At 64.2% G+C, this 24,588-nt stretch carries 31 protein-coding genes, 1 tRNA gene and 3 pseudogenes; 26 read left to right on the top strand and 9 right to left on the bottom strand.

The genetic code is table 11. The features are described from left to right. Positions 1-5: 5 nt before the first annotated feature. Positions 6-305, bottom strand: a complete 300-nt coding sequence (locus tag DC31_RS08655) for a hypothetical protein (RefSeq protein ID WP_036279037.1) — start codon at positions 303-305, stop codon at positions 6-8. After that, the gene (locus DC31_RS08660; protein WP_036279039.1) at positions 305-2,302 is read right to left on the bottom strand and encodes a DUF262 domain-containing protein; all 1,998 of its coding nucleotides are present in this window, start codon (positions 2,300-2,302) and stop codon (positions 305-307) included. The genes DC31_RS08655 and DC31_RS08660 overlap by 1 nt, the downstream gene beginning before the upstream one ends. Positions 2,303-2,477: 175 nt before the next feature. Between DC31_RS08660 and DC31_RS08665 the strand changes: the two genes are divergently transcribed. Together DC31_RS08665 and DC31_RS08670 are read left to right on the top strand one after the other, a co-directional pair. Next, the gene (locus DC31_RS08665; protein WP_036279041.1) at positions 2,478-3,251 is read left to right on the top strand and encodes a hypothetical protein; all 774 of its coding nucleotides are present in this window, start codon (positions 2,478-2,480) and stop codon (positions 3,249-3,251) included. A 172-nt stretch (positions 3,252-3,423) separates the two neighbouring features. Next, the gene (locus DC31_RS08670) at positions 3,424-3,927 is read left to right on the top strand and encodes a DUF3145 domain-containing protein (RefSeq protein ID WP_036279043.1); all 504 of its coding nucleotides are present in this window, start codon (positions 3,424-3,426) and stop codon (positions 3,925-3,927) included. A gap of 91 nt (positions 3,928-4,018) precedes the next feature. On the opposite strand, the pseudogene DC31_RS08675 reads toward DC31_RS08670, so the two are convergent. The 6 genes and pseudogenes from DC31_RS08675 to aceE all read right to left on the bottom strand — a co-directional run bounded on the left by DC31_RS08675 (position 4,019) and on the right by aceE (position 11,647). After that, positions 4,019-5,253 (bottom strand): annotated as a pseudogene (locus DC31_RS08675) (beta-ketoacyl-[acyl-carrier-protein] synthase family protein). 106 nt (positions 5,254-5,359) lie between these two features. Beyond that, positions 5,360-5,608 (bottom strand): acyl carrier protein, encoded by a 249-nt coding sequence (locus DC31_RS08680; protein WP_036279045.1) that lies wholly within the window; start codon positions 5,606-5,608, stop codon positions 5,360-5,362. Between the two features lie 67 nt (positions 5,609-5,675). Further along, complete coding sequence (locus DC31_RS08685) at positions 5,676-6,680, bottom strand: beta-ketoacyl-ACP synthase 3 (protein WP_235201418.1); 1,005 nt, start codon at positions 6,678-6,680, stop codon at positions 5,676-5,678. After that, positions 6,677-7,596, bottom strand: a pseudogene (locus DC31_RS08690) (ACP S-malonyltransferase). The gene DC31_RS08685 and the pseudogene DC31_RS08690 overlap by 4 nt, the downstream one beginning before the upstream one ends. A gap of 95 nt (positions 7,597-7,691) precedes the next feature. Next, on the bottom strand, positions 7,692-8,885 hold the full coding sequence (locus DC31_RS08695) for a PucR family transcriptional regulator (RefSeq protein WP_152545398.1): 1,194 nt from the start codon (positions 8,883-8,885) through the stop codon (positions 7,692-7,694). Between the two features lie 31 nt (positions 8,886-8,916). Beyond that, a pseudogene (aceE, locus tag DC31_RS08700) lies at positions 8,917-11,647 on the bottom strand (pyruvate dehydrogenase (acetyl-transferring), homodimeric type). Positions 11,648-11,800: 153 nt separating this feature from the next. On the opposite strand from aceE, the gene DC31_RS08705 reads away from it, so the two are divergent. The 11 genes from DC31_RS08705 (at position 11,801) to DC31_RS08760 (ending at position 17,009) form a co-directional block, all read left to right on the top strand. Next, positions 11,801-11,876 (top strand) — tRNA-Val (locus DC31_RS08705). Positions 11,877-12,251: 375 nt separating this feature from the next. Next, complete coding sequence (locus tag DC31_RS08715; RefSeq protein WP_200872892.1) at positions 12,252-12,509, top strand: helix-turn-helix domain-containing protein; 258 nt, start codon at positions 12,252-12,254, stop codon at positions 12,507-12,509. Next, positions 12,506-12,922, top strand: a complete 417-nt coding sequence (locus tag DC31_RS18120) for a hypothetical protein (RefSeq protein WP_152545381.1) — start codon at positions 12,506-12,508, stop codon at positions 12,920-12,922. Before DC31_RS08715 ends, DC31_RS18120 begins: the two co-directional genes overlap by 4 nt. Continuing rightward, the gene (locus DC31_RS08725) at positions 12,919-13,158 is read left to right on the top strand and encodes a hypothetical protein (RefSeq protein ID WP_036279053.1); all 240 of its coding nucleotides are present in this window, start codon (positions 12,919-12,921) and stop codon (positions 13,156-13,158) included. The genes DC31_RS18120 and DC31_RS08725 overlap by 4 nt, the downstream gene beginning before the upstream one ends. Continuing rightward, on the top strand, positions 13,155-13,943 hold the full coding sequence (locus DC31_RS16945) for a BRO family protein (RefSeq protein ID WP_051606644.1): 789 nt from the start codon (positions 13,155-13,157) through the stop codon (positions 13,941-13,943). Before DC31_RS08725 ends, DC31_RS16945 begins: the two co-directional genes overlap by 4 nt. Before the next feature lie 60 nt (positions 13,944-14,003). Next, positions 14,004-14,294, top strand: coding sequence for a hypothetical protein (locus tag DC31_RS08735; protein ID WP_051606646.1), 291 nt, complete (start codon positions 14,004-14,006; stop codon positions 14,292-14,294). After that, a complete protein-coding gene (locus tag DC31_RS08740; protein WP_036279055.1) occupies positions 14,294-14,476 on the top strand; it encodes a hypothetical protein in 183 nt (60 codons plus the stop codon). The genes DC31_RS08735 and DC31_RS08740 overlap by 1 nt, the downstream gene beginning before the upstream one ends. Next, the gene (locus DC31_RS08745) at positions 14,476-14,856 is read left to right on the top strand and encodes a hypothetical protein (RefSeq protein ID WP_036279057.1); all 381 of its coding nucleotides are present in this window, start codon (positions 14,476-14,478) and stop codon (positions 14,854-14,856) included. The genes DC31_RS08740 and DC31_RS08745 overlap by 1 nt, the downstream gene beginning before the upstream one ends. Continuing rightward, complete coding sequence (locus tag DC31_RS08750; RefSeq protein WP_036279059.1) at positions 14,853-15,830, top strand: hypothetical protein; 978 nt, start codon at positions 14,853-14,855, stop codon at positions 15,828-15,830. Before DC31_RS08745 ends, DC31_RS08750 begins: the two co-directional genes overlap by 4 nt. Next, the gene (locus tag DC31_RS08755) at positions 15,823-16,569 is read left to right on the top strand and encodes a hypothetical protein (protein ID WP_036279060.1); all 747 of its coding nucleotides are present in this window, start codon (positions 15,823-15,825) and stop codon (positions 16,567-16,569) included. The genes DC31_RS08750 and DC31_RS08755 overlap by 8 nt, the downstream gene beginning before the upstream one ends. After that, positions 16,566-17,009: a hypothetical protein gene (locus tag DC31_RS08760; protein ID WP_036279062.1), complete on the top strand. Its 444-nt coding sequence runs from the start codon at positions 16,566-16,568 to the stop codon at positions 17,007-17,009. Before DC31_RS08755 ends, DC31_RS08760 begins: the two co-directional genes overlap by 4 nt. Before the next feature lie 4 nt (positions 17,010-17,013). Here the strand turns inward: DC31_RS08760 and DC31_RS08765 are convergent, their stop codons facing one another. After that, positions 17,014-17,622, bottom strand: a complete 609-nt coding sequence (locus DC31_RS08765; protein ID WP_036279064.1) for a hypothetical protein — start codon at positions 17,620-17,622, stop codon at positions 17,014-17,016. 27 nt (positions 17,623-17,649) lie between these two features. On the opposite strand from DC31_RS08765, the gene DC31_RS19915 reads away from it, so the two are divergent. The 13 genes from DC31_RS19915 (at position 17,650) to DC31_RS08825 (ending at position 24,571) form a co-directional block, all read left to right on the top strand. After that, positions 17,650-17,928: a DNA cytosine methyltransferase gene (locus tag DC31_RS19915; RefSeq protein WP_268748227.1), complete on the top strand. Its 279-nt coding sequence runs from the start codon at positions 17,650-17,652 to the stop codon at positions 17,926-17,928. After that, positions 17,910-19,370 (top strand): DNA cytosine methyltransferase, encoded by a 1,461-nt coding sequence (locus DC31_RS08770; protein ID WP_268748228.1) that lies wholly within the window; start codon positions 17,910-17,912, stop codon positions 19,368-19,370. Before DC31_RS19915 ends, DC31_RS08770 begins: the two co-directional genes overlap by 19 nt. Continuing rightward, the gene (locus DC31_RS08775; protein ID WP_152545382.1) at positions 19,367-19,777 is read left to right on the top strand and encodes a hypothetical protein; all 411 of its coding nucleotides are present in this window, start codon (positions 19,367-19,369) and stop codon (positions 19,775-19,777) included. Before DC31_RS08770 ends, DC31_RS08775 begins: the two co-directional genes overlap by 4 nt. A gap of 209 nt (positions 19,778-19,986) precedes the next feature. Continuing rightward, positions 19,987-20,175, top strand: a complete 189-nt coding sequence (locus tag DC31_RS08780; protein ID WP_036279068.1) for a hypothetical protein — start codon at positions 19,987-19,989, stop codon at positions 20,173-20,175. Between the two features lie 327 nt (positions 20,176-20,502). Continuing rightward, the gene (locus DC31_RS16950; RefSeq protein ID WP_051606648.1) at positions 20,503-21,123 is read left to right on the top strand and encodes a hypothetical protein; all 621 of its coding nucleotides are present in this window, start codon (positions 20,503-20,505) and stop codon (positions 21,121-21,123) included. A gap of 55 nt (positions 21,124-21,178) precedes the next feature. Beyond that, positions 21,179-21,424, top strand: a complete 246-nt coding sequence (locus tag DC31_RS16955; RefSeq protein WP_051606649.1) for a hypothetical protein — start codon at positions 21,179-21,181, stop codon at positions 21,422-21,424. Beyond that, entirely contained in the window at positions 21,421-21,804 is a 384-nt protein-coding gene (locus DC31_RS16960; RefSeq protein WP_051606650.1) for a hypothetical protein, read from the top strand. Before DC31_RS16955 ends, DC31_RS16960 begins: the two co-directional genes overlap by 4 nt. After that, on the top strand, positions 21,801-22,073 hold the full coding sequence (locus DC31_RS16965; RefSeq protein ID WP_051606652.1) for a hypothetical protein: 273 nt from the start codon (positions 21,801-21,803) through the stop codon (positions 22,071-22,073). Before DC31_RS16960 ends, DC31_RS16965 begins: the two co-directional genes overlap by 4 nt. After that, the gene (locus tag DC31_RS08800) at positions 22,073-22,558 is read left to right on the top strand and encodes a single-stranded DNA-binding protein (protein ID WP_036279077.1); all 486 of its coding nucleotides are present in this window, start codon (positions 22,073-22,075) and stop codon (positions 22,556-22,558) included. The genes DC31_RS16965 and DC31_RS08800 overlap by 1 nt, the downstream gene beginning before the upstream one ends. Continuing rightward, complete coding sequence (locus tag DC31_RS08805) at positions 22,542-22,790, top strand: hypothetical protein (protein ID WP_036279080.1); 249 nt, start codon at positions 22,542-22,544, stop codon at positions 22,788-22,790. Before DC31_RS08800 ends, DC31_RS08805 begins: the two co-directional genes overlap by 17 nt. Further along, the gene (locus DC31_RS08810) at positions 22,787-23,647 is read left to right on the top strand and encodes a hypothetical protein (RefSeq protein ID WP_152545383.1); all 861 of its coding nucleotides are present in this window, start codon (positions 22,787-22,789) and stop codon (positions 23,645-23,647) included. The genes DC31_RS08805 and DC31_RS08810 overlap by 4 nt, the downstream gene beginning before the upstream one ends. Positions 23,648-23,868: 221 nt before the next feature. Then, positions 23,869-24,102, top strand: coding sequence for a hypothetical protein (locus tag DC31_RS18125; RefSeq protein WP_036279089.1), 234 nt, complete (start codon positions 23,869-23,871; stop codon positions 24,100-24,102). Next, positions 24,095-24,571: an XF1762 family protein gene (locus DC31_RS08825; protein WP_051606661.1), complete on the top strand. Its 477-nt coding sequence runs from the start codon at positions 24,095-24,097 to the stop codon at positions 24,569-24,571. Before DC31_RS18125 ends, DC31_RS08825 begins: the two co-directional genes overlap by 8 nt. Positions 24,572-24,588 lie beyond the last annotated feature (17 nt).

Raw genomic sequence — 24,588 nt, forward strand, 5'->3', positions numbered from 1 at the left:
TGCGACTAGAGCGGACGTGCGGTGATGTTCTCGCGGCCGAGATCCTTCCGGGCTGTTCGCAGGCACCTCGTGCAGAGGATCTCTACCGTCCGCGGGTGATCCTCGCCGCAGGTGCAGTCGATCGTCACCCGCCACTTCGCCTTTCGGCCGCAGGCTTCATACGCCTCTTCGCCGCCGTGGTCACACTCGCACAGCTGCGGTGCGTTCGAATCCAGACCCATCGCGATCTGTTCAAATGCCTCTGCGAAAGGATCGACGGTCTCACGCTGCTGCTCGCGCGCGGGCGCGTCTGTCTTGTGTCGCATCACATCACATCCCCGATGTAGGAGTACTTGACGAACACCTCTGCGGCGATGCCTGATTCTTCCAGGACGCCTTGCAGGGCGCTCATCATGTAGTTGGAATCCCAGCCCATGTAGAGGAAATGGGAGTGGTCCAGCGAGTCCCACTGACCTTTCCACGCCATTTCATCGTATATCGGTCCGCCCCGCCTGAGGCTGTACGTAATCGCCGACTCACGATCATCAGTCCACGCGCGACGGAAGATCCGGTTGAAAAGTGCGCGGACGTCCTTGATCTCCCAGTGCTCACCACGATATTCGACATAGGCGAACTCGCGATCCCAACCTGCCGGCCAGCCGCGGCGGCGCACAGCATCCAATATCGGAGTCAGACCGTCGTCGTCGATCTCGGGAAGATCTGGTCGCGCCCAGATGCGCAGCAAAGTCTCGGTGAGACGAGCGGTGCGGCGAGAAATCGCCGCCGTGCCCCAGGACGCCGTTTCGGTGAGCGCACGCGTCTCAGTGACCGCGCTGCGCGAATAGGCATCAGAACGCTTGTCGGGATACGACGCACCGAACACCCGCTGTGTCAGTTCCTCTTCCAGCAAAGTCAGGTTGCCCAGCGTGGGAGCCAACGCCCGGTGGCTGTTCTGCTCGTCCTCGGTGTACTCGCTCCAGGAACGTGTTCCATCGCCCGACCACGAGTCGCCGGGTGCGAGGGGCACAATGTGCTCCACGTCGAAATCAGAGGTGTCTTCGACGTCTTCCAGGCGTCCCAGCACATACGCCGGGTGGGGGAGTTCGCTGTACTTCAACACGGCGCTGACGCGCTCATCCGATGGTGTGATGCGTGCGATGGCGCGCATGAGAGTGTCACGGCCAGCGTCACGGGCGCGGCAGAGTCGAGCAATGAGGCGCTCGGTCGGCAGATTCACGAGTGCGCGACGAAGGTAGAGCGCCTGGACCCACTCGAGTGTCTCGATGAGTTCTTCGCGCGTCGAGAGCCCACGCGAATGGTCGCTGTACGCGCTCATCACCAGCGGGTATCCGGCCTTGCCGAAGGTGTTCACGAACTCGAGCTGGCGGCGGATCGCGGCATCTGGCTCAAGCGAGGGATCCAGCAGGATGCCGTAGATCTCGGCGTAATGGCGCCAGACAGCGGCATCCGCCTGCAAATGTTCGACATCTACGCGAGGGAAAGAATGACGGAATGCGCTGTACACCCCGTGCTCGCCGTGAGCTGCGACTTCGCGCCCGGTCGTCATCACAAGGTATTGGCGCCAGAACGCGCCGATGGCCTCGCCGGTGTGCTGTTCAATCGGCAGCCAGAAGCGTTCTTCAACGGCGAGCTGCTCGGCGTGGGTGAGTCCCATCAGGATGTAGTTGTGGATGAGCTCGTGATCGCGCAGCGGCTCACCGGTCGAGTTCAGGCTCTCGAAGATCTGCTGCGCGTTGGCTGCAACCCCCAGCGTGATGGATACGTGTTCGATCCTCTGCAGGCCGCGCCAGATGCGAGGCGCCTCATCGGCGTGCACCTGACTGCGGAAGAAGGCGTAATTGTCGTCGAAGCGTGACTCGCGGTCGGCATCCTCACGACGGTCGAGCACGACCGATTCGTAGAGCTCTGCCCAGGCCTGGTGAGGGCGCAGCTTGGTCCTTGATGCGTCATCCGCACGCACGAGTACGCGCTCGAGTTCCGCCGCCATCGCGGGGTTGCTGTCGCGAACGGTGTGATGGAGAGCTGCGACCAGCAACATCAGCGTGGTGATGCGCTGCTGGCCGTCGATGAGGATCAGATCTGTTTCTGATGCATCCTGCGCGCTCAGAATCGACCCGATGAAGTGGCGGTGGGTGTCGGTCTCGTCGGCAACAGCCCGTACGTCGGAGAGCAGACGTTCGCACCCGCCGATATCCCAGCGATATTGACGCTGGTAAACCGGAACGACAATCGTCGTGTCCGGCGCGGAAAGCCACTCAATCGTGTTGACGGCGGTCGCTTCGACATTGGTGGCCGTTGCCATGGTCTCGCTCTTGCTCCTCACGATGGCGAAATTCTGCGCTCCGCCGTCATCGAGTCTAATGGGGATCGATTCTTCCTCGACGTGTCCTGTGGAGTGTGGATTACTCGCTGTTAGGGTTGCCTTATCAGGCTTGTTAAAACGTGCTGGCCCCCGATGAAAGGACATGACCTAGATCATGGGATACATCAAATCCGCTGCTCTCGAGGAAACGGGCTTCGTCGTCCTCGACAGCTACAAGCAGGAACTCGATCCAAAAGAGTGGCTCGATATCGAGTACAACGACTGGAAGTCGTCGGGCGACACCCGCTTCGCCCCACTCGCCAGCGCCTTCGGCGACATCGAGTGCAACGGCTTCTGGAACCACAAGCCACCGCGCACTGACAAGGACGGCGTCTGGATCGAGTCGCAGGTTGCCAAGGCTCCGAATCTGGCGCGTCGCGCGCAGGAGCCTGGCGCGAACGTTGGCCGCTGCCGTGTCATCGAGTTGCAGCCGACTCCCTATGGCGAGTGCCTCTACAACCTGCACCAGGACGACAACAACCGTCTGAACCCCGACGGCACTGGCTGGGTTGTGCGTGGGTTCTTCAACCTGACGGATGACAAGGACAGTTACTTCGTGCTGCGCGAGAACCGCACCGACCCGAGCATTGAGTACCGCATTGCCCTCCCGGCTGGCGCGCAACTTATCGTCGACACTCAGCGTCTGTGGCACGCAGCCACCCACAACGGTGACGAGCCCCGCTACAACTTGATCACGTCGTGGACCTCGGGCCCCGAGCTGGACGCGTACATCGAGAAGTACCACGGCACTAATGATGTGACCAACTACGAGGTCGCTCAGGATGTCCTCGAGGCCGGCTACGCAGAGCAGGCCCGCAAGGATGCCGCTCGTGCGGCGTATTACGCAGCCAAGGGCCAGCAGGTCAAGCAGGCGATGAGCGAGGCCTAAGACTCGTTCCGCACAAGAATGCCCCGGTCAGCAGGCCGGGGCATTCTTCGTCTGAATCACACGCTTGTGATTTCCTCCGGAGTGAGCGATAATCGCCCTATAACCGCATATTGTTGCCACGCTTCGTGGATTAGGTCGTTGGGGAAGACGCACCTGAAGAAACGGAGAGATCATGGCGACGGCTTACGCTCGCGGAGTGGTGTACATCCACTCTGCCCCACGCGCGCTCTGCCCGCACCTCGAATGGGCGGTGGGACGCGCTATTGGTCGCGCCGTGAACTTCGACTGGAGCGACCAGCCCGTGCTCGAAGGTTCCCGCCGGGCCGAGTTCTTCTGGGACGGCCCGATCGGCACCGGTGCAGCGCTTGCGACGTCGATCCGCGGGTGGGAGCACCTGCGCTTCGAGGTGACGGAAGATCCAACCCCCCGCAGTGACGGTGGTCGCTGGCTGCACACTCCCGACCTCGGCATCCACTATGCGCAGACCGATGCCGCCGGCAATATCGTCATCGGTGAGGATCGCATCCGCTACGCGATGGAGATCGCGGCCGGCAGCGCGATCGAACTGCAGCGCGAACTTGATGTCGCGCTCGGATCCGCATGGGACGAAGAGCTGGAGAGCTTCCGCCACGCCAGTGACGACGCGAGTGTCGTCTGGCTGCACAAGGTCGGATAAAGCCTGGGTCGGGAGGCGTCAGTATCGGATGCCGGTGACTAATCCCGGACGCTGAGAACGCGAATCCCGACCCGAGTAACGAAGCGAAGGATCAGTCGTCGTAGCACGCGAATGCTGCGACGGCGTTGTGGCCGCCGAAGCCGAACGAGTTGCTGATGGCGAGCTGTGGCCCGTCGCCAAGCGGCTGCGGGTCGCCGGACACGTGCAGCGGGATCTCGGGGTCCTGGGTCGTGATGTTGATCGTCGGGGGAGCGACGCGGTCGCGGATCGCGAGAACAGTGAAGATCGCTTCGAGGGCACCCGTGCCGCCGAGCAGATGACCGGTGGAAGCTTTGGTCGCAGACACCGGCACATCGTGCACGCGGTCTCCGAGGACACTCTTCAGCGCGATGTACTCGTTCGGATCGCCGACGGGCGTGGACGTCGCATGCGCGTTGATGTGAGTGATCTCATCAGGCGTGCGCCCCGCGGCCTCGAGCGTCAGCTTCACAGCGCGAGCTGCACCCTCTGGGGCGTTCGCGGTGATGTGATAGCGTCCGCGGTGACGCCACCGCCGACAACTTCGGCGTAGATCTTGGCGCCACGTGCCTTGGCGTGCTCTTCGGTCTCAAGGATAAGGACTGCTGCGCCCTCACCCATGACGAATCCGTCGCGGTCTGCCGAGTACGGGCGAGAGGCGGTAGCAGGATCGTCGTTGCGGCGAGAAAGCGCCTGCATCGACGCAAACGAGGCGATCGTGATCGGGTGGATTGCTGATTCGGTGCCACCGGCGATCACGACATCAGCGAGACCTGCTTGCAGGTGCTCGTAGGCGTTGACGAGCGACTCTGTGCTGGACGCGCATGCTGAAGCGACGGTGCGGGCGAACGCGCGCGCCGTGAAATGAAGGGAAAGGTTGCCGGCGGCCGAGTTCGGCATGAGCATCGGCACCGTCATCGGCATGACGCGCCTTGGTCCCTTCTCGCGCAGGGTGTCCCAAGCATCCAAGAGAGTCCAGACACCGCCGATGCCAGTGGCAAAATCGACGCCGAGTCGCTCGGGGTCAACATCGGGGGAGCCCGCATCTGCCCAGGCCTCCATCGCCGCGATCAACGCGAACTGCGAAGACGGGTCAAGTCGCTTGGCGACGGGACGCGCGAGAACTTCTTCCGGACGCACGATCGCTTCTGCGGCAAACGTCACCGGGAGCTCGAGTTCAGCAACCCACTCGTGTTCGAGAGAGCGTCCACCGGACATTCCGGCCAGCAGGTTGGTCCAGTTTTCCGGTGCCGTTCCGCCGATGGCGGAGGTGGCACCAATACCGGTGACGACGATGCGCTTGGTCATGAATGTGGTTCCTTGTTCAGCGGGAGACGAACGAGAGTCGAACGGGTTGCCGGAAGATGGAGGATGCCACACGCCGCGCACAGCGGCGGTGGCATCCCTCAGGGTGTTACGCCTGGCCTGCGACGATGAAGCTGACAGCGTCGCCGACAGTCTTGAGGTTCTTGACCTCGTCGTCGGGGATCGTGACGCCGAACTTCTCCTCCGCGTTGACGACGATCGTCATCATCGAGATGGAGTCGATGTCGAGGTCATCGGTGAACGACTTCTCAAGCGCCACCTCAGAGCCGTCAATGCCGGTCTCGTCAGTGATGAGCTCGGCGAGGCCGGCGAGGACCTCATCGTTGGTGAAAGCCATGTGTCTTCCTCTTTCTTGCGGGTTGTTTTCGGAACCGTGGAACAGTCTAGAGAACGCGGGCGCGTTCTCAGGGGAGCACGACGACTTGAGCCGCGAACACGAGGCCAGCGCCGAAGCCGATCTGGAGTGCCAGCCCACCTGATAGCTCGGGGTGTTCGGCCATCAAACGGTGGCTGGCGAGCGGGATAGATGCGGCCGACGTGTTGCCGGTCGTCTCAATGTCGCGCGCGATAACGGTGGACTCTGGCAGCTTCAGCTGTTTCGCGAACTCGTCGATGATGCGCATGTTGGCCTGATGCGGGATGAACGCGGCGAGATCAGATGCCTCGATACCAGCGACCTCGAGCGCTTGACGTGCGACCTTGGCCATTTCCCAGACCGCCCAGCGGAACACGGTCGGCCCCTCCTGGCGAAGGGTGGGCCAAGGCACATTGCCTTCACCGTCGCGGAATTCGGTCAGCGTATAGTTCATGCCGACCGCGTCGCGCGGGAGCCGTCCGAGCCCCAGACGCGGGAGCAATGCCGGGGGTGTCGCTCGGGCCGATAAGGGCGCGCCCGCACCGTCACCGAGCAGGAACGAAATGCTGCGATCGGCAGGGTCGACGACATCTGACAGCTTTTCGGTGCCGATCACCAGCGCGTAGTGTGCGGCGCCCGTCCGGATGAGGGCATCAGCCTGAGCGATCGCGTAGGCATATCCGGCGCAGGCCGCGTTGACGTCGTACGCGGCTGCAGGGTTCGCGCCGACGCGGTCGGCGACGATTGCGGAGACGGACGGGCTCTGCTTCGGGTTGCTGATCGTCGCGACGATGACAAGGTCGACGTCGGATGCCGCGACCCCTGAACTCTCGATCGCTTCGGCGGCCGCAATGCTCGCGAGGTCGATGGCGTCGGTTTCCTTCAGCGCCCTCGCGCGGGTGATGATGCCAGTGCGCTGGCGGATCCACTCGTCGCTGGAGTCGATCGGACCGATCAGGTCCTCATTCGGAACCGCGTTCTCACCGCGTGCCGCCCCGTAGGCGTAGATGCGGGTGAATGCGGGGCCGGTCGCCTGCTTCAGTGTGGGGGTCATGCGGCTGCTCCGTTCAGCAGCTCAGCCGCTGCATCGAGGTCTTCAGGGGTTTTGACGGCGACTGTCGGCGTGCCGCGCAGTCCGCGCTTGGCGAGGCCGGTGAGGGCTCCCGCCGGTGCGAGTTCAATGAGGCCGGTGATGCCGTTGTCGGCAAACGACGTCATGCAGAGGTCCCACCGAACGGGGGAGGACACCTGGTTGACGATGAAGTCGAGCGCATCGGCGCCCGAGGTCACAACCGAACCATCTTTGTTTGTCCACAGCGTGATGCTGGGGTCGTTCGGCGTGATCTCGGCGACGGCGGCGCGCAACGCGTCGACTGCCTCGGACATATACGACGTGTGGAAAGCACCAGCGACCTGCAGCGGGATGACCCGGGTGCCTTTAAGGGGCTCCTCAGCGAGCGTGGCGAGCGCAGGCAGAGCGCCTGCGACAACGATCTGACCGCCGCCGTTGTAGTTCGCCGGGGACAGCCCCAGTTCGCCGAGGCGCTCGAGAACGGGTGCCTCATCGCCGCCGATGACCGCGCTCATACCGGTCGGAGTTTGCGCTGCGGCATCCGCCATCGCCCGCCCGCGGATTCCTACGAGGCGCATGGTCTCTTGATCCGAAATCACGCCGGCACCGACGAGCGCAGCGAGTTCGCCCACCGAGTGGCCGGCAAGCCCGTCCGGAGCGCGTCCGGCTCGCTGATTGAGTGCCTTGGCGGCGATCAATGATGCGGCAACGATGAGCGGCTGCGCGATGCGCGTGTCGCGGATCGTGTCGGCGTCGGACTCGGTGCCATGCAGGACGAGGTCGACCTCCGCAGCCTCAGAGTAAACGGCGAGGGCATCGGCTACGCCATCCAGCTCTAGCATGGGGAGAGGAAACCGGGGGTCTGTGAGCCCTGTCCAGGGCAAGCGACGACAATCACCTACTTAGTCTGCCAACGATCTCGCCGGAACGGTGGATGAACCCTCACAACATTCCGAGATTCCCTTGTGTGTGGCGTACAGAGGCGGATCAAGGTCAGCGTGCGCGGCGGTTCGCCGGCCGACGTCGAACCGACTCCGTGGTTCCGATCGAACCCAGGATCAGTGCCGTCTGCAGAATCAGTGCCTCACGAGGCCCGGTGGCGTCCCAGCCGATGACCTCGCTCACACGCTTGAGGCGATATCGCACGGTGTTCGGATGCACGAACAGCTCCCGCGCGGTCGCCTCGAGCGAACGGCCGTTGTCGAGATAGCTCCACAGCGTCGTAACGAGATCTGTGGAGTGCGCCTGCAGCGGCCGATAGATGCGCTCGATGAGCGTCTGCTTAGCCAGCGGGTCGCCGGCGAGGGCGCGCTCTGGCAACAGATCATCGGCCTCTACGGGACGCGGGGCTGTGCGCCAGGCGCGCGCAACTGCGAAGCCTGCGAGGGCCGCGCGGGCGCTTTGCCCGGCATCGACGAGAGCGGCAACCGGGGGACCGAGTACGACATAACCGACACCGAAAGAGGGCTCGAGTCGTGTGGCGATTTCTTCGAACGCGAGGTCATCGTCTTCTTCTTCACGTCCGGCGACACGCGCGCGGCCGAGCACGAGGACGAGTCGCGATCCCTGCACGCCGATGAGTACGTCAACGGCCAGCTTTCGTGCTGTACGACGGACATGGTCGACGTCGAACTGCGGGGGTGTGGTTCCCACGAGCACGCAGACTTCTCCATGACCGTGCCAGCCGAGGGCTGCGATGCGGCTGGGCAGTTCTTCGTCAGCCTCGCCCGTGAGAATGGAGTCGACGACCAGCGCTTCGAGACGAGCGTCCCAGAGACCGCGTGCCTCGGCGGCACGCGCGTACACATCGGCCGCGGCGAACGCGACGTCACGTGAGTACAGCAGGATCGCTTCACGCAGCATTTCGCCCTTGCCGGCGATGCGTTCTTCGGTGATCTCAACGGTGACGCGGATCAGCTGCAGCGTCTGAGTGAGGCTGACGCTGCGCAACAGTTCGCGCGGAGCGGCGGCGAAGATATCTGCCGCGATCCACGGGGTCGACGTCGGATCATCAAACCACTGGATGAACGACGTGATGCCCGCCTGTGCCACCAACCCGACAGCTGAACGTCGGGCCGGTGGCATATCGGCGTACCAGGGAAGGGTGTCTTCGAGACGCTGAATCGTCGCGGTCGCAAGGTCACCCGAGATGCGGCGCAACCATGTGAGCGTCGCTGGCTTGTCCAGTGACGCGGGAGAAGAGCCGGTCACGTGTGGCTCAGCTCTCGCCGCCGGCGTTTCCGCTCGCGCCAGCGTTCACGTTGTGGAGGTCATACTTCGCGATCGCCTGCGCGATGACAGAACGATCGAGCTGGCCTTTGTTAGCGAGCCCCTGAAGTGCGCGAACCACCATCGACGGTCCGTCGATCTTGAAGAAGCGACGTGCCGCCGCGCGAGTGTCTGCGAAACCGAATCCATCAGCACCGAGCGTGTAATACTCACCCGGAACCCACTGACGAATCTGGTCCTGCACCGCGTGCATGAAGTCGCTCGTTGCGACGAACGGTCCTTCAGCATGCTGCAGCTTCTGCGTGACGTACGCAACCTGCGGCTCTTCCTCAGGGTGCAGGAAGTTGTGCTCGTCTGCCGAGAGACCGTCGCGGCGAAGCTCAGTCCAGCTGGTGACAGACCAGACGTCGGCGACAACGCCCCAGTCCTGCTTCAGCAGTTCCTGCGCTTCGAGCGCCCACGGCACGCCGACACCCGAGGCGAGCAGCTGCACGCGGGGGCCCTCGCCTTCACCCTCGGCGATGCGGTGAAGACCCTTGCGGATGCCCTCGACGTCGACGTTCTCAGGCTCAGCGGGCTGCTTGAACGGCTCGTTGTAGACCGTCAAGTAGTACATGACGTTCGGGTCGGGGTGCGTCCCGCCGTACATGCGCTCGACGCCGTCTTGCACGATGTGCGCGACCTCATACCCGTATGCCGGGTCGTAGGTGACGGTGGCAGGGTTGGTCGACGCCAGCAGTGGCGAGTGACCGTCGGCGTGCTGCGTGCCTTCACCGGTCAGCGTGGTGCGTCCGGCTGTTGCACCGATCACGAAGCCACGTGCCATTTGGTCAGCGGCAGCCCAGAAGGCGTCGCCGGTGCGCTGGTAACCGAACATCGAGTAGAAGATGTAGATCGGGATCAGCGGCTCGCCGTGAGTCGAATACGAGGTGGCTGTCGCGGTGAACGCCGCGGTGGCGCCCGCCTCGTTGATGCCGACGTGCATGATCTGGCCCTGCGGGCTCTCCTTGTATGCCAGGAGCAGCTCGCGGTCAACGGCAGTGTAGTTCTGCCCGTTCGGGTTGTAGATCTTCGCCGTCGGGAAGTAGGCGTCCATGCCGAAGGTACGAGCCTCGTCAGGGATGATCGGCACGATGCGGTTGCCGAAGCCCTTGACCCGCATGAGGTCCTTGAGCATGCGGACGAACGCCATCGTCGTGGCGACCTCCTGGTTGCCAGAACCCTTCTTCGGGAAGGCGTAGTCCTTCTCTTCAGGAAGTGTCAGCCCCACGTGAGTGGTGCGACGCTCTGGCAGGAATCCACCGAGGTCGTGCCGGCGATCCAGCATGTACTTGATCGTCTCGTCCTCGGCACCCGGGTGGTAGTACGGCGGGCGGTACGGGTCGGCTTCGAGCTGAGCATCCGTGATCGGAATCTGCATGGTGTCGCGGAACAACTTGAGGTCGTCGAGCGTCATCTTCTTCATCTGGTGCGTTGCGTTACGCCCCTCGAAGTGCGGACCCAGGCCGTAGCCCTTGACCGTCTTCGCAAGGATGACGGTCGGCTGACCCTTGTGCTCCATCGCTGCCTTGTAGGCGGCGTACACCTTGCGGTAGTCGTGGCCGCCACGGCGCAGCTTCCAGATCTGGTCGTCGGTGTAGTCCTTGACCAGTGCGGCGGTGCGCTCATCGCGGCCGAAGAAGTGCTCGCGGACGAATGCGCCGTTCTCGGCCTTGTAGGTCTGGTAGTCACCATCGGGGGTGACGTTCATCAGGTTCAGCAGCGCGCCATCGGTGTCGCGGGCAAGCAGGTCATCCCACTCGCGGCCCCAGACAACCTTGATGACGTTCCAGCCGGCGCCGCGGAAATACGACTCCAGCTCCTGGATGATCTTTCCGTTGCCACGCACAGGGCCGTCGAGGCGCTGGAGGTTGCAGTTGATCACGAAGGTCAGGTTGTCGAGACCCTCGTTGGCTGCGACCTGCAGCTGACCGCGAGATTCGACCTCGTCCATTTCGCCGTCACCGAGGAAGGCCCAGACGTGCGAGTCGGCGACGTTCTTGATGCCGCGGTTCTCGAGGTACTTGTTCGTCATCGCCTGGTAGATCGCGTTGATCGGGCCCAGACCCATCGACACGGTCGGGAACTGCCAGAACTCCGGCATCATGCGCGGGTGCGGATAGGACGGGATGCCGTTGGGGGCGCCGGACTTCTCCTGGCGGAATGCGTCCAGCTGGTCTTCGCTCAACCGGCCTTCGAGGAAGCTGCGGGCGTACATACCGGGGGGAGGCGTGCCCCTGGTAGAAGATCTGATCGCCACCAGAGGCAGCGTCATCCTGACCTCGGAAGAAGTGGTTGTGACCAACCTCGTAGAGCGACGCGGCAGACGCGTACGTCGAGATGTGGCCCCCGACGCCGATGCCGGGCCGCTGTGCACGGTGCACGGTGATGGCAGCGTTCCAACGGATCCAGTGGCGATAACGTCGCTCGAGCTCTTCGTCGCCGGGGAAGGCCGGCTCGTTCTCGGATGCGATGGTGTTGATGTAGTCCGTCGTCGGGACCATCGGCACGTTGAGGTGCAGCTCTTTGGAACGCTTGAGCATGCTGAGCATGATCTCGCGCCCTCGGCCTGGGCCCTTGGCGTCAACGACGCCGTCAAGCGACTCCTGCCACTCACCGGTCTCTTCCGGATCGCTGTCAAGGGGGCCTTGGGAGTACGGATCCTGGTCGTGAACGGTCACGTGGAGCCTTTCGTCAAGCTGGCAGGTTGTGCCAAGGAAACGGGAAGCGACGCGGGGAGCCTTGTTGGCTCGGCACAACGCGCGCCATATTCAGCCTAGCCCTGTTCAACGTGTGCGTCGCGCATCCAGACACTGGATAGAATGGAGTCACCAGGGCCTGTAGCTCAGCTGGTAGAGCGCCACGTTTACACCGTGGATGTCGTCGGTTCGATCCCGGCCGGGCCCACCAAAATGTACTGCTTGTAGAGGTCGACAGGGTCGATCCTGAGCACTCGCGCGATGCCTTCGAGCTCGTCTGCGAGGAACGGGGACTTACCCTTCAGCCGCTCACTCATAGACGACGGTGCCAGGCCGATGCGAACGGCGACGAATCGAGCCGAGCGCTCTTCGTCGTCTATGAGGTTTTTGATGAACTGACCGCGTGCGCGGCGTAGGTCGCGCGCTTCGTCCTTCAGCGGGATCACGTTGCTCTGTGTGCTCATGATTCGAGTGTACGGGTTTCCGGTCAAGTTGACAATAAGAGCCGGTCAATTCGTGCGAAGATTCGGCAACACGCCCTTTGATGCGCTTGCAAGAATTCGGAATATCGCACACACTTACCGACATGACGAACCAGCAAATTGGTATTCCAGACAAGGTGCGTGGGGTTGCCGCCGAAAAGGGGTACACCCAGGAGCGCACGGCGCTGATCATCGGTATCTCCCGGACGCAGCTTGTGCAGCGGTACGCGGGCCGCACGGCATTCAAGGCTGACGAGATTCTGAAGCTCGCTGTCGAGATGCGTGTCCCTGTCGAACGGTTCTTCCCGAGCGAGACCGACCTTCACGAGTCCGCGCCAGTTGAACTTGCGGTTGCGTCATGACCGCCCGTTACGACAACCCGCTTCCTGCCGCCGAGTCTCGCCGCTATGCAGACGTGCTGTGTCGGTTATTGACCTCGCTGGATAGCGAGGTCGTCTTCGCGGCCTTGATCAGTGAGAGCAAGTCCGATCTCTTGGACGCCGAACGCGAGGAAGTGCATCGCTTCCGCGAGTTCCTGGATGGCCGGGTCTTGGTGCCCTTTGAGTCGTTCGATCTTCGCCGTCGCGCGCTGGCACTTTTGGATGCCTTCGAGGACGAGAGTTTGGCGGCTGGCGAGGTCCATGGTTCTCCTTCGATCGGTGCCGTCGACGTCCTACCGTCGCCGGTCTCTGACCCGATCGTAGGGGACGCGTCCGGCGCTCCCGCATCCCCAGCGGTTGCAGCGCCGGGCGCACCTTCGGGGAGCGCGTCATGAACGCGGCGCCGTTCGTTGCGCATTCCAGTCGTGGTGAGGTCGGCACTGCCGCCGACACTCTGACCGGTGCGCTCCGACACCAGAGGACGTTGCGCGGGGTGATCAAGCGCGCAGGCGAGGTTGTCGTCAAGGCGATTGCCGATCACGTGGCCGCTGAGATCGGTGAGGACCACCCGAATGCGCTGAGTCGTCTCGACATCCTTGACGGTGTCGGCAACCGCGGGCGTGACGCATGAGCGCGCTCGAAGTGTTCCGCTTCGACGGCGTCGAGGTGCGCACCGTCGTGATCGATGGCGACCCGTGGTTCGTTGCATCGGACGTTGCTCGCATTCTCGGTTACCGCGACGCGTCGAATTTCACGCGTCGGCTCGAAGACGACGAGAAGGGTACTCATCCAGTGAGTACCCCCGGCGGAGTCCAGAGCGTCACCGTGGTGAGCGAGTCAGGTTTGTACGTGGCCGTGATCGGTAGCCAGGTCGAGGGTGCCCGCGATTTCAAACGCTGGGTGACACGTGATGTCATCCCGGCGATCCGGCGCACAGGATCGTACGTCGCGGCGCCCGAACTCTCCGACGACGAGATCGTGCACCAGGCGCTCGCGATCACCGCACGCCGTGTGGAGCAGCTCGAGACGCGTGTCGCCGAGCTCGAACCGGTAGCGGCGCACGCAGAGACGTTCCGTCAGGCCGAGGGGCTCCGAACGATCGCGGATCTCGCGAACGACTTCAAGGCGCACTGCGCTGAGCGGTTCCCGGGCTTGAAGGTCAAGCACCAAGACGTATACGACCACGCCGGCCGACTTGGACTCATCATCCGTGGCGCGTCGGTTCGTCATAACCAGCCGACGGCGAAGGCGATCGAAGCCGGGTGGGCTCGCGCTCACCGCACGACCTACGGCACGAACACCCGTGGCACGCAGACCGCCGTGTCGACGCGACTGACCCCGCGCGGTGAAGCGCGCCTGTGGGACGGGCTCGCGGCCTGGCTCGGCGCTCACGGATCGCTTGCGATCCCCAACTGACCAGAAACAGCGAAGCACCCGCGGGAACGGGTGCTTCACCAAACCAGAAAGGCAACTCTGATGCCTCAGGACAATCCTAACTTCTTGGCTCTCGAAACGCGCGACGGTCGCGCGACGTTGGGCGGCAAGCGTCGTCTGCTCGACGACTTCGACGAGGCAGTCGAAGCGGCTGACGAGATCGACGGCCAGGTCTTCGCGATCGAGCCCATCGAGGCGGCACCGTTCGCACCTGTCGCCGCGATCACTCACGTACGCCTCTCTGCCGAGCCGATCTCCGCGATCCCGGACGTCGTCGTCTATCCGCCCTCGTCGCAGGCGGGGCTGCACGCGATCCGAAACCGGGTGGCGTGATGCGGCGCTGGTGGCCGCTTGAGCCGTGGCGGTTCGTGCTCGTCGCGACGGCGATCCTGCTCGCGATCCCGTGCGGCATCGCCGCCGCCGCACCGGTCTGGAACGGCGCCGACCTTGCCGTTCTCATCTGCCTGGCGATCTTCGTCGCCGCATTCACCATTCGATCGAAGGAGACGCGCTGATGGGCGTGAAGCTGTCGGGGAGCCTTCCCCAGGAATATGACCGAAACGGCATGGACCGGCTGCACTCGCAGCTCGTCGGCCATCCCGACCGTCGACACCTGATCGTGATGGTCGTGGACAACCTCCGCACGACGATCGAGCACGGCGGAGATGACGAGCGCTACACGCCGACAGCGGGCGTCCTGTTCATCGAGCCAGTCGTCGACCGCGACGACAAGGACACGATCACCGAGATCCTCGCCCGTGTCCGCGCCGAGCGCACCGGTGACGCGACCCTCGACTTCGACTTCGGGTTTGAGGATCCGCTCGCCGAGACCGTCCGGAAGATGGCCGCCGACGGCATGACTGTGAGCTTCAACCGGAGCGGAGACGATTCATGACCGCCACGATCAGCGCCGCGCGCATTGTCGTCCCTGAGGATGCACCCCGCGAGGTGTGGATGTTGGAACGTGGCGAGGGCCCGACGGCATCCGTGGTCTGGGAGATCGCCCGCGGCGGCATCAAGACGTGGCGGCGCATCCTCGAGCAGATGATGAACGGCTCCACGTTCCGCGGCAACCGTGCGACCCGCGCCGGGCACGCCCGCGAGGACGCACTGCTCGACGAGGCCGCCGAGCAGCTGCACTCCGTCGCTCCGAACGGTGCACTGTGGGCCGCCGCAAGCAATGACCTGCACCGGGCGACTCCGGACGGCATCGGCCGCAACACCGATGGCACGATCGTGGCGGTCGAGGTGAAGTCGCACGAGTTCGGCTGGGAGAAGGAGACAATCCCGCTCGAACACATGGCGCAGATGCAATGGCAGATCCACGTACTCGGTGCGATCTCCGCGCTTTACGGCTTCGAAGTCCGTGATGAGGACGACATGCCGCCCGCCGACGGCGCGACATGGATCGATGTTCCCCGCGATGACGACCTGATCGACTTCCTCGTGATGCGCGCGAACGCGTTCATCGCCTGGCGTGACGCCGGATGCCCTGACGTCGACGACCTGACCGAAGAGGTGCGCGCCGCGAACGACGAGTGGGCGCCGCTGAAGCGCGCACTCGACGACGCGGCCGCCGCGGAGAAGAAGGCGAACGCGGCGCTGAAGAAGGCCATCGCGAAGCTGCCGCACGCCGAGCGCTTCGGCGCCGTCGGCATGGGCGAGCACGGCGGCTTCCAGCTCACAGTGTCAGAGAAAACGGAGATCGACGAGGCCGCATGGTCGGACGCCGACCCGGACGTCTACGCCCACGTCGAGCATCTGCGCGAGCAGCTCGCGGCGATCGAGGCCGTCGGCAAGAAGAACTTCCCGCGCATCAAGCGCACCCCGTCGATGCGATTCCAGGATGTCGAGGTTGAAAATGTCTGAGCTGGTTGAGAAGAAGACGATCGGTGAGGTCGAGCACATCGTGCACGCCTCCCGTCAATGGGATGGCACCGGACCGGTCGAGTTCTCCGACGACGGCGAGACCTGGGTTCAGGCATGGTCCCCGACGGTCGAGCCAGAGACGAACGGCGCCGTGGCGGTTTCTCATCCGAAGTTCGCGCGAGTCGAAGTGTTTCGCAAGGACGTCCGCGTTCCGACGACGGTGACGATCCGCTGGGATGAGCAGTTCCCCGCCGCATCGGAGGAGTGGGCGGCGAAGTGGTTCCGCTCACCAATGCGGCACTTCGGCCGTACCGCCCGCATGGTCGGATTCCGGCAGACGTTCCGCGACCTGCTCGGCGACATCGTGATCGAGGACGAAGCGGACGACCGCACCACACCGGCTGCCGCGGCCACAGCTCCGGTCGCGCCGGTCGAGCGGAGATGGGCGAAGGAGATCGCAGAGGCGCAGTCTCCGGAGCTCCTCGACGCGATCGAGAAGGATGCCCGTGCCGCGCGGATATTCACCCCGGACGCGGAGGGCACTGCTTTGCACCGGCAGCTTCGCACGCGCCGCCGCGAGATTGAAGCCGCATCGAAGGAGAGCGCGAGCGCGTGGGATATCCCCGCCGAGGCACCCGCTGAGACGGTGTCCGGACGCCCTGCTCCGAACGACTACCTGCCTCCGGTGAATCGTGCCGCGCGTCGCAAGGCCGCTCGCAAGAAAGGCGGGAAGCGATGATCGTCGACCAGGAAACCGGAGAGGTCACCGAGAACGCGCCGACGACCGTCGAGCTCGTGCCGTTGAATCTCGCCGCGCTGAACGAAGACGAGATCGCGGGGATGTTCCCGACGCCGATGCAGTGCGCCGCGGCTCTGCTGCAGGCGCGCGGAATGATCGCGCAGGCTCCCGCTGTTCTCGCAGCACGTTCGAAGGCCGTCAAGGACGCGAAGCGTGAGCTGATCGTCGCCCGCGGCTACGCACGCCAGGCCGCGAACGGTCGTGATGCCGAGACCCGCCGCCTCGTCGCCGAGAGCGACGCCGAAGTACTCAAAGCGTGGGACCGGATCGACACCGCCGAGCTCGCGCTCGAGTACGCCCGCGAGCGCCGCAAGTCGCTGTCTGAGGACATCGACATCTTGCGGTCCTTGAATGCCAACTTCCGAGGAGAACACCGATGAGCGTTCAGCTGCTCGGATCAGCCCGCATAACGGCCTCGAACGCTTCGGCCGCCTTCCGGATGTCTTCGGCGAGATCATCGACCGAGATCTCCGATCGATGCAGATGTTCGAACTCATCGGGGTCCGCGACCCACTCTCGAGTAAGTGTGAAGCATCGCGCCACAGCAGCCGTGGAGGACTCGAAGTCGCCTCTCGCGACCGTGTCCTTAGCTCGGTCGAGAAGCGTGAGGAACATGAACGCTGCAGGTTCTCCGGTGCCGGTCACTCGCAGCATGAGTTCACGCTTGGCCTTTGGACGTTCCGGGTCCTTGAGGCCTCCGACGGCTGTGCGCAGGCAATCTTGCGAGAACATGTGGCACGCGGCCTCGCCGATCTCCGTGCGACGAATCAGGCGTTCGCGAGAGATCGCCTCAGCTGTCGTGCGCAATTGGATGCTGTTGGCCTCCTCGAGCGCGTCTGCCGCTCGTTTCCATGCATCGACGGCAGCGGCCTCGGCGGCCTCGGCGCTCTCCTTTGCTGCCAACGCGTCAGCTCGAGAGACCCACGCCATGATCGCGGCTGCGCCGGTGCCGAGCGCGCTGATGATCGCGATGAAGAGGGCAGCAATTTCCATGCCTCGCACTCTATCGGGGGTGACCCGATGACCGCGCCCGTCGGATACAAGCACCCGAGCGTGGGCTGGAACGGCCTCACGGTCACGGATCTGTTCTGTGGGGCTGGCGGATCATCGTCTGGGCTCGTCGAGGCGGGTTACCGTGTCGTGATCGCAGCGAACCACTGGGCGTTGGCGATCGAGTCGCATCAGGTGAATCACCCAGAGACGGATCACTCGCAGGCGGACATCTCGCAGGTCGACCCGCGTTACTTCCCGCGCACGCACGTGCTCTGGGGGAGTCCAGAGTGCACGAACATTCGATAGCGAAGGGCATCAAGCGTCAACGCCAGCAGGATCAGGCGCTGTTCGAGATCGACGGCACCCGACCGCTGCCGGATGAGGCCGCGAACCGGTCGCGAGCGACGATGTGGGACATCCCGCGGTTCGCTGAGCATCACCGGTATATGGCGATCATCTTGGAGAACGTCGTCGATGCGTACCGGTGGGATCAGTTCGAGGCCTGGCAGATGGCGATGAAGTCGCTCGGCTACCGGATGCAGATCGTGTGGCTGAACAGCATGCACGCACAGATCGGCGGGATGCCTGCGCCGCAGTCTCGGGACCGGATGTACATCGTTATGTGGCGTGAGGATCTCGCGACGAAGGAGCGGCCCGCACCGAACGTCGGCAAGTGGACCCGACCCATGGCGGTCTGCCAAGAACACGGAGAAGTCCAGGCAGTGCAAGCGTTCAAGAAGGCCGAGCAGTGGGGCCGATACCGCACGCAGTACCTCTACCGTTGCCCTGATTGTTTCCAGGTCATCGAGCCGGGGTGGTTGGCCGCTGAGTCGATCATCGACTGGTCGTTACCCGCGCAGCGCATCGGTGACCGGGTGAAGCCTCTCGCGGAGAAGACACGTGAGCGCATCCGGCGCGGCATCGAACGTCACTGGGCGCCGATCATCGCAAAGGCCGCCGGAAACACATACGACGGCGTCACGACGGGATCGAACTACCTCCGGGTGTCCGAGCTCGACGCACCGATGCCCGCGCAGCTCGGCACCGCAGAGCACGGACTAGCCGTGCCACCGCCGTTCCTCGCGCAGTTCCGTCAGCGTGAGCGCACGCAGACGCTCGGTGACGCGCTACCCACGGTTGTCGCGGATGGTGCGAACCATGCGCTGATCGTGAATCACGTCAGTGGAGCGGACGCATCACGGTCCGAGCCGGTCTCTCGAGTACTGCCGTCGATCGTCGCCGGTGGCACTCATGCGTCGCTGCTGGTTCCGGTGGAGGGGCGTGAGGGGAAGCTGGCGGCATCTGCTGCTGATCCGCTGCGCACACAGTCGACGCGAAATGAGACGGGGCTGTTGATCCCGCTCCGGAATCATGGCGTTGCGAAGCCATCTTCGCATCCGATCGACACTGTGAGCGCTGAGGGCAACCATCATGCGCTCGTCATGCGGAACAACAACGGTGGCGCGGAGATGTCCACACCGGTCACCGAGCCGCTGCGCACGCTGACCACGGCGGGGCATCAGTCGATGATCGAACCGCAAGCACCGATCAGTCTGGACGTCGATGACGCCGGGTTCCGGATGCTCGAACCACACGAGATACAGGCGGGCATGGGCTTCGCCCGCGACTACCTGCTGCTCGGGTCTAAGCGGGACAAGGTAAAGCAGGCAGGGAACGCGGTCACGCCTCCCGCCGCGCGTGACCTTGGGCATGCGGTCGCTGAGTTCCTATTGGCGGTGGCAGCATGAGCGCCCCGTCGACGAAGACTCGAACGGAGGTCTACGTACGGGATGGCTACCGGTGCGTGATGTGCAGTGCGGTGGAGGGTTTGTCGTTCCAGCATCGCCGCGCGGTGGGCATGGGCGGGTCGAAGAACCTCCCGGTCCCTGTCGATGGGCTCGCGTTGTGTGTGACGTGCAACGGTGCGTGCGAGGCGGAGCTGCAGGGTCCGGCGCTCGCAAACGGGTGGAAGGTTCGCCGGTGGGCGAACCCTGAACGTGTGCCTGTGTTCTACCCGTCCGAGTTTGCCTGGTATCGCCTTGAAGGTGTCCGGCGGGTGCGGATCTCGTCGGCGGTCGCAATGGAGATGGGCTGCTCGGTCTATGGCGATGAGTGGCTCAGATGGCGCCTGGCGGTGATCGCTGGTGGCCGATAACAAAGACGACTACGTCTTCGACGATGCTGCCCGCGCCCGTGCACGGGAAGCACTCGCGGTGGTCGACATGATCCACGAAGGCAAGCGACCTGTCGCCTTTGCGGGCAGATGTCGAATGCGCTCGACCGGTTCGGACTCTGCTCAAAAACATCCGAGACGCACAAGGACTGGCGTGCGGGTCTGCGCGCCGAAACGAAAGCAGGGGCGCGGTGAAGTACTGGATTGTCATCGAGTGGAACCAAGCATCCGGACAACCGCGGGCCGTCGACAACGGCGAGTTGTTCTGGACGAAGGGCGAGGCCGAGAGCGTGGCACTTGCTGAGCGCGAGAGCACCACCAAAGTCGGGCGCTGTGAAGAATACACCGTCCACGAGATTGAACTGGATCGATACCGATGAGCGCCATGCCGAAGTTCGCGATGACGTACGTCGTCTACTGGCCCGAGCAGGGCGTGCTGAAGGTGGGGCGCGCGTGGCGGTTCCATCGGGTGCAGATGATGGTCCGCTCCGGCGGTCACATTGTCGTCCTCGCTCGCGGCACTGACGCGACGTGGGAGACCGAAGCGCTCCGCGTGATGCGCCGCTGGTTCCCGGCCGCGTTCACCAGCGACGCCGCCGCGCACGAGCTGCTGTTCATGGGCCGCGGGTGGACAGAGTGCTTCAAGATCGACGAGCACCACCTGCAGCTCGCCGTCGATCTGTGTTTCGAAGGTTTCGCGAGAGGGAATGACCAAGGTGTCAACGAAGAGCGTGCAACGGAAGATCAGCGCCGAGGATCTGCAATTCCTGGGATACCTGCGGGCGCCGATGGCAGCGAAGCCGACAGCGCTCGGCCTGTGGGTGCACACGGACGGCCTCGGCCGACGGGAGATGGTGCCGGAGCTGATAGCCGCGGCGATCTACCCGGGCGAAGCCGCGACGGATCTGGTGATCGAGCATCTGCTGATGCTGGACGAGTCCGGGTTCCTGGAGCTGTATCAGGACGACGAGGGGGAGTGGATCGCACTCTCCAGACCGCTGAAGCTCGATGCGCGCCTGGCGCGGTCGGACTGTCCCGCGCCACCCTCACGCGCACGTTCGCGAAGCTTCGCGGCTGTGGGGGGAGCGAGGGAGCGGGCGGGCGCGAGGGTGCGAGCCGAGCAGGGCGAGCGGGCTGGGCAGTGGGCGACGTGGGCGGACGAGCAGGAGCAAGCGCCCCGCCTCCGGCACGACCGCTGCTGCTGGATGCTCCCCCCATCGGATGCCCGGATCACCCGCACGGCAGGTTCGCCAACTGTGGTCCCTGCGGCACTGCCCGGAAACGTCACGATCGCTGGGTCCAGGAGGCCAGATACGGCGAGCAGATGACCGAATTCGAGCAGACCCAGGGCAACGACGAGAGCGACGGGGGAGGTGTGGGGAGATGTCTTCTGACCTTGTGATGGACCGTCGCGACGACCGCTGGATGGTTGCCGATGAGCAGTTCGAACTCTTCGTCTCGTCCCTGCAAGTCCACGCCGGCCGCCGAACGAGATTGGCGCGTGAGCAGCCAGTAACCCCGCCCGAGGTCGAAGCGGAACGCGAGTTCGAAGAGAAGACAGAACAGCTGCGACGAGCGATCGCAGGAGAGCGCGAGCGGTGGCTCGCAGAGCAGAGGAGATCGGCATGAGCAACTGGCCCGAGACGATGAAGGTCGGTCCCATTGGAGACTGGCCGGGAGAACTCACCCGACAGCGGCGCGCATCGAATTTCAGTGCGACGTTCTCGGACACGCTGCGCATCCTGCGCCGAGAGATCTACAACATCGTGGACACGAAGGCGCAGCAGGACTCCGCCGAGGTGCTGATCGCGATCCCCGCTGGCGCATTCCGCCTCGACGGCGCCCGTACGCGAACGCGAAGGCCGAGCACCCGGGCATCATCTTCTCGATCGACTCCCGGCACGGCCACCTGTCCTATCCGTGCGACACCTTCACGTCATGGCAGGACAATCTGCGTGCCGTCGCGCTCGCGCTCGAAGCACTCCGGAAGGTCGATCGCTACGGGGTGACTAAGCGAGGCGAACAGTATCGAGGGTTCCTCGCCATCGAAGCGACCGCCGCGCCCGCCGGCTTCGCACGCATCGACGACGCGACTGCATTCCTGCTTGGACTCGCTGGCGACGAGCGCGAGGCACATCAGGTCAAGATCGGCAACGACCTGCGGGGAGTCCTGCGCGCCGCCCAGAGAAGCGCCCACCCTGACGCAGGCGGCGATGCGGCGACGTTCCAGCGGGTGTCTCTCGCTGAGGCAAAACTACGAGAGGAAGGTCTGGTCTGATGGCCGGCGAAACAGTAATCACAGTGGTGGGGAACCTGACGGCGGATCCGGAGCTGCGTTACACGCAGAACGGACTGCCGGTGGCGAACTTCACGATCGCGAGCACGCCAAGACACTTCGACAAGGCGTCGGGGGAGTACAAGGACGGCGATGCGTTGTTCCTTCGTGCGTCGTGCTGGCGTGAATTCGCTGAGCATGTCGCGGGGAGTCTGACGAAAGGCATGCGTGTTGTCGCGCAGGGTCGCCTACGTCAGCGTTCTTACCAGGACCGCGAGGGGAACCAGCGGACGTCGATCGAGCTCGAGGTGGATGAGATCGGACCGTCGCTGCGATACGCCACGGCCGTGGTCACCCGCGCCGCGCGCACCGATGGTCAGCAGCGCCCCGCGGCATCCGCACCGGCGGCCGCGTCCACCGATCAGTGGCCGACGCAGCAGCCTGCCGAGGGCGAGTGGGGAGGGTTCGGCGATGACACTCCGTTCTGATCTGCTCGTCGAGCTCGAGCGGGCGATCGCCGATGAGGCCTACGACGGCGGATTCGGTGTGCTCAGCGAGGGCCAGTTCACACAGCTGGTCAGCACCCTGGCATCGACCGCGCTCGCCGTGGTCGAGGAGAAGCAGAAGCCGAAGATCGAGATCCACATTCAAGAGGCGCGGTGCATGGCGTGCGGTCAGCTCGGGCATAACTGCCCGACAGGCGGGAGGTTGTTTCGATGAGCGAGCGTTACTGCATCCGTGGGTGCAAGCAGAGGGGATCGCACTATGCGACGTGCGCCTGGTACGGGATCGAGGAGGGCCTGGTGTCCGCCGTCGCCGCGCTGCCGAATACTCCGGAGAAGTGCACGGGCTGTGCTGAGAAACCTGCCCGTGATCATGCGCTGATCTGTGACAGCTGCTTCTACCGGTTGCGTGGCCTGGTGAGGGATGCGGATGATCTGATGGGGCGGCTGCAGTCGTTGGCGGACCCGTTGAAGGCGACGCCGACGGATAAGGCGCCGGGTGGGCGGGCGGCCGCGGTCGAGCCGCCGGCACCCGTGGACGCTGATCTGCTGGATGCGCTGAACGATGTCTGGCACACGCTGCACTCGTGGGAACGGTTCGCAGATCACCGCACGCTCGAGGCGGTTCTCCCGGATCTCGTGAACGACGCAGAGCATGTGCGCGTGCTGGGGATCGGGTTCCTGGATCGGCATCCACCGTTCGAGGGCCTCCGAGACTTCTGGTCCGTGCAGGACGCGGTCGATAAGTGGGGTGTGGAGCGTCGCACGAAGGGCGAGCCGACGTGGGAGGTCCCGAATGACCTCGACGAGGAGGCTGTCCCTCGCCCTGAGTGGGGAGACCCGCTGTTGAACCGTGACGACGCCGCGAAGGTCGCAGGCTCACTGCGCACGCTGCGCCGATGGCGAAAGAACGAGCAGATCACGCCGGCGGGGGAGATCTACGTCGCGGGCGTGCGCACGACCCTGTTCCGGCATTCCGAGCTCGTGAAGCTGAGGAGCGAGATGAAGGCGAAGACCGGGCGACCTGCCAAGACCACAAACCACGAGATTGGGAGACACGATGTCAAAGCGTGAGCGGTTGTACGACGTGAGCGTGTCTCAGGCGCTAGAGAAGATCCACGTAGTTCGGGCGCAAGCAAGGCCGAGGCTAAGCGCATCATCGTAGACCTGACGCGCGACCAGCTTGACGAAGATGATCCCCGCATCGTGGAGTCGTTCGGCGGCGCCATCGGGCCGGAGAAGGTCAGCAGTCTGGTGCGCCTTGTGTCGGGAGATCACAAGATTGAGAGTCAGGCATGAGCACGCACACGAAGGTCAACGAGGTCGTCTACTCGGATAGCGAGTGCCCCTTCGATTGCAGCCACGACGAGTGCCCGACCGAGCGCGTCGACATCTGCCAGGAATGCTCGCGAGAGAGCTGGGAGGAACACGAGGGCGGTGTCATCACCTGGGCCGAATGCCTGGACAACCTCGCGCTCGATGAGTTCGACCGCCCGGCAGATGTCGAGATTGGGAGGCATCGTGAGTGATCTTCGGATCGTGCCGGTGGACCTCAGGCACGCGCAGGAGTTCGTGGACGCCCATCACCGGCACCACGAGCGCCCGGTCGGGCACAAGTTCAGCATAGGCGTCGCGAAGGGCGAACAGCTGGTCGGTGTGGCGATCATCGGGCGTCCCGTGTCGTCCGTGATCCAAGCAGAGGGATTCACTCTCGAAGTGATCCGCACGGCGACGGACGGCACCCGCAATGCGAACTCGATGCTGTACGGGGCTGCACGCCGCGCTGCGTTCGCGCTCGGCTACGACCGGCTCATCACCTACACACAGGACGGCGAGAGCGGCGCGAGCCTCCGAGCAGCTGGGTATCGGGTTATCGCGAAGCGCCCGCCACGTAAGGGATGGGACACTCCGAGCCGCCCGCGCGTGAACAAGAACGATCGCGTCGCCCGCACCCTGTGGGACACGTCGGCAGATGTCGAGATTGAGAGACAGCCATGAAGTGCGGCTACTGCGGC

This window comes from Microbacterium sp. CH12i, from assembly GCF_000685355.1.
In the GTDB taxonomy this organism is placed as follows: domain Bacteria; phylum Actinomycetota; class Actinomycetes; order Actinomycetales; family Microbacteriaceae; genus Microbacterium.

Excerpts from the sequence above, each read along its gene's own strand:
- DC31_RS08665 (WP_036279041.1), top strand. The coding sequence starts at position 2,478 with ATGGGATACATCAAATCCGCTGCTCTCGAGGAAACGGGCTTCGTCGTC.
- DC31_RS08755 (WP_036279060.1), top strand. The coding sequence starts at position 15,823 with ATGTCTGAGCTGGTTGAGAAGAAGACGATCGGTGAGGTCGAGCACATC.
- DC31_RS08660 (WP_036279039.1), bottom strand. The coding sequence starts at position 2,302 with ATGGCAACGGCCACCAATGTCGAAGCGACCGCCGTCAACACGATTGAG.
- DC31_RS08805 (WP_036279080.1), top strand. The coding sequence starts at position 22,542 with ATGACACTCCGTTCTGATCTGCTCGTCGAGCTCGAGCGGGCGATCGCC.
- DC31_RS08735 (WP_051606646.1), top strand. The coding sequence starts at position 14,004 with ATGCCTCAGGACAATCCTAACTTCTTGGCTCTCGAAACGCGCGACGGT.
- DC31_RS08765 (WP_036279064.1), bottom strand. The coding sequence starts at position 17,622 with ATGGAAATTGCTGCCCTCTTCATCGCGATCATCAGCGCGCTCGGCACC.
- DC31_RS19915 (WP_268748227.1), top strand. The coding sequence starts at position 17,650 with ATGACCGCGCCCGTCGGATACAAGCACCCGAGCGTGGGCTGGAACGGC.
- DC31_RS16945 (WP_051606644.1), top strand. The coding sequence starts at position 13,155 with ATGAGCGCGCTCGAAGTGTTCCGCTTCGACGGCGTCGAGGTGCGCACC.
- DC31_RS08775 (WP_152545382.1), top strand. The coding sequence starts at position 19,367 with ATGAGCGCCCCGTCGACGAAGACTCGAACGGAGGTCTACGTACGGGAT.
- DC31_RS08810 (WP_152545383.1), top strand. The coding sequence starts at position 22,787 with ATGAGCGAGCGTTACTGCATCCGTGGGTGCAAGCAGAGGGGATCGCAC.
- DC31_RS08725 (WP_036279053.1), top strand. The coding sequence starts at position 12,919 with ATGAACGCGGCGCCGTTCGTTGCGCATTCCAGTCGTGGTGAGGTCGGC.
- DC31_RS08670 (WP_036279043.1), top strand. The coding sequence starts at position 3,424 with ATGGCGACGGCTTACGCTCGCGGAGTGGTGTACATCCACTCTGCCCCA.
- DC31_RS08740 (WP_036279055.1), top strand. The coding sequence starts at position 14,294 with ATGCGGCGCTGGTGGCCGCTTGAGCCGTGGCGGTTCGTGCTCGTCGCG.
- DC31_RS08655 (WP_036279037.1), bottom strand. The coding sequence starts at position 305 with ATGCGACACAAGACAGACGCGCCCGCGCGCGAGCAGCAGCGTGAGACC.
- DC31_RS08745 (WP_036279057.1), top strand. The coding sequence starts at position 14,476 with ATGGGCGTGAAGCTGTCGGGGAGCCTTCCCCAGGAATATGACCGAAAC.
- DC31_RS08750 (WP_036279059.1), top strand. The coding sequence starts at position 14,853 with ATGACCGCCACGATCAGCGCCGCGCGCATTGTCGTCCCTGAGGATGCA.
- DC31_RS18120 (WP_152545381.1), top strand. The coding sequence starts at position 12,506 with ATGACCGCCCGTTACGACAACCCGCTTCCTGCCGCCGAGTCTCGCCGC.
- DC31_RS08800 (WP_036279077.1), top strand. The coding sequence starts at position 22,073 with ATGGCCGGCGAAACAGTAATCACAGTGGTGGGGAACCTGACGGCGGAT.
- DC31_RS08760 (WP_036279062.1), top strand. The coding sequence starts at position 16,566 with ATGATCGTCGACCAGGAAACCGGAGAGGTCACCGAGAACGCGCCGACG.
- DC31_RS08715 (WP_200872892.1), top strand. The coding sequence starts at position 12,252 with ATGACGAACCAGCAAATTGGTATTCCAGACAAGGTGCGTGGGGTTGCC.
- DC31_RS16955 (WP_051606649.1), top strand. The coding sequence starts at position 21,179 with ATGTCTTCTGACCTTGTGATGGACCGTCGCGACGACCGCTGGATGGTT.
- DC31_RS08685 (WP_235201418.1), bottom strand. The coding sequence starts at position 6,680 with ATGACCCCCACACTGAAGCAGGCGACCGGCCCCGCATTCACCCGCATC.
- DC31_RS08680 (WP_036279045.1), bottom strand. The coding sequence starts at position 5,608 with ATGGCTTTCACCAACGATGAGGTCCTCGCCGGCCTCGCCGAGCTCATC.
- DC31_RS18125 (WP_036279089.1), top strand. The coding sequence starts at position 23,869 with ATGAGCACGCACACGAAGGTCAACGAGGTCGTCTACTCGGATAGCGAG.
- DC31_RS16960 (WP_051606650.1), top strand. The coding sequence starts at position 21,421 with ATGAGCAACTGGCCCGAGACGATGAAGGTCGGTCCCATTGGAGACTGG.
- DC31_RS16950 (WP_051606648.1), top strand. The coding sequence starts at position 20,503 with ATGACCAAGGTGTCAACGAAGAGCGTGCAACGGAAGATCAGCGCCGAG.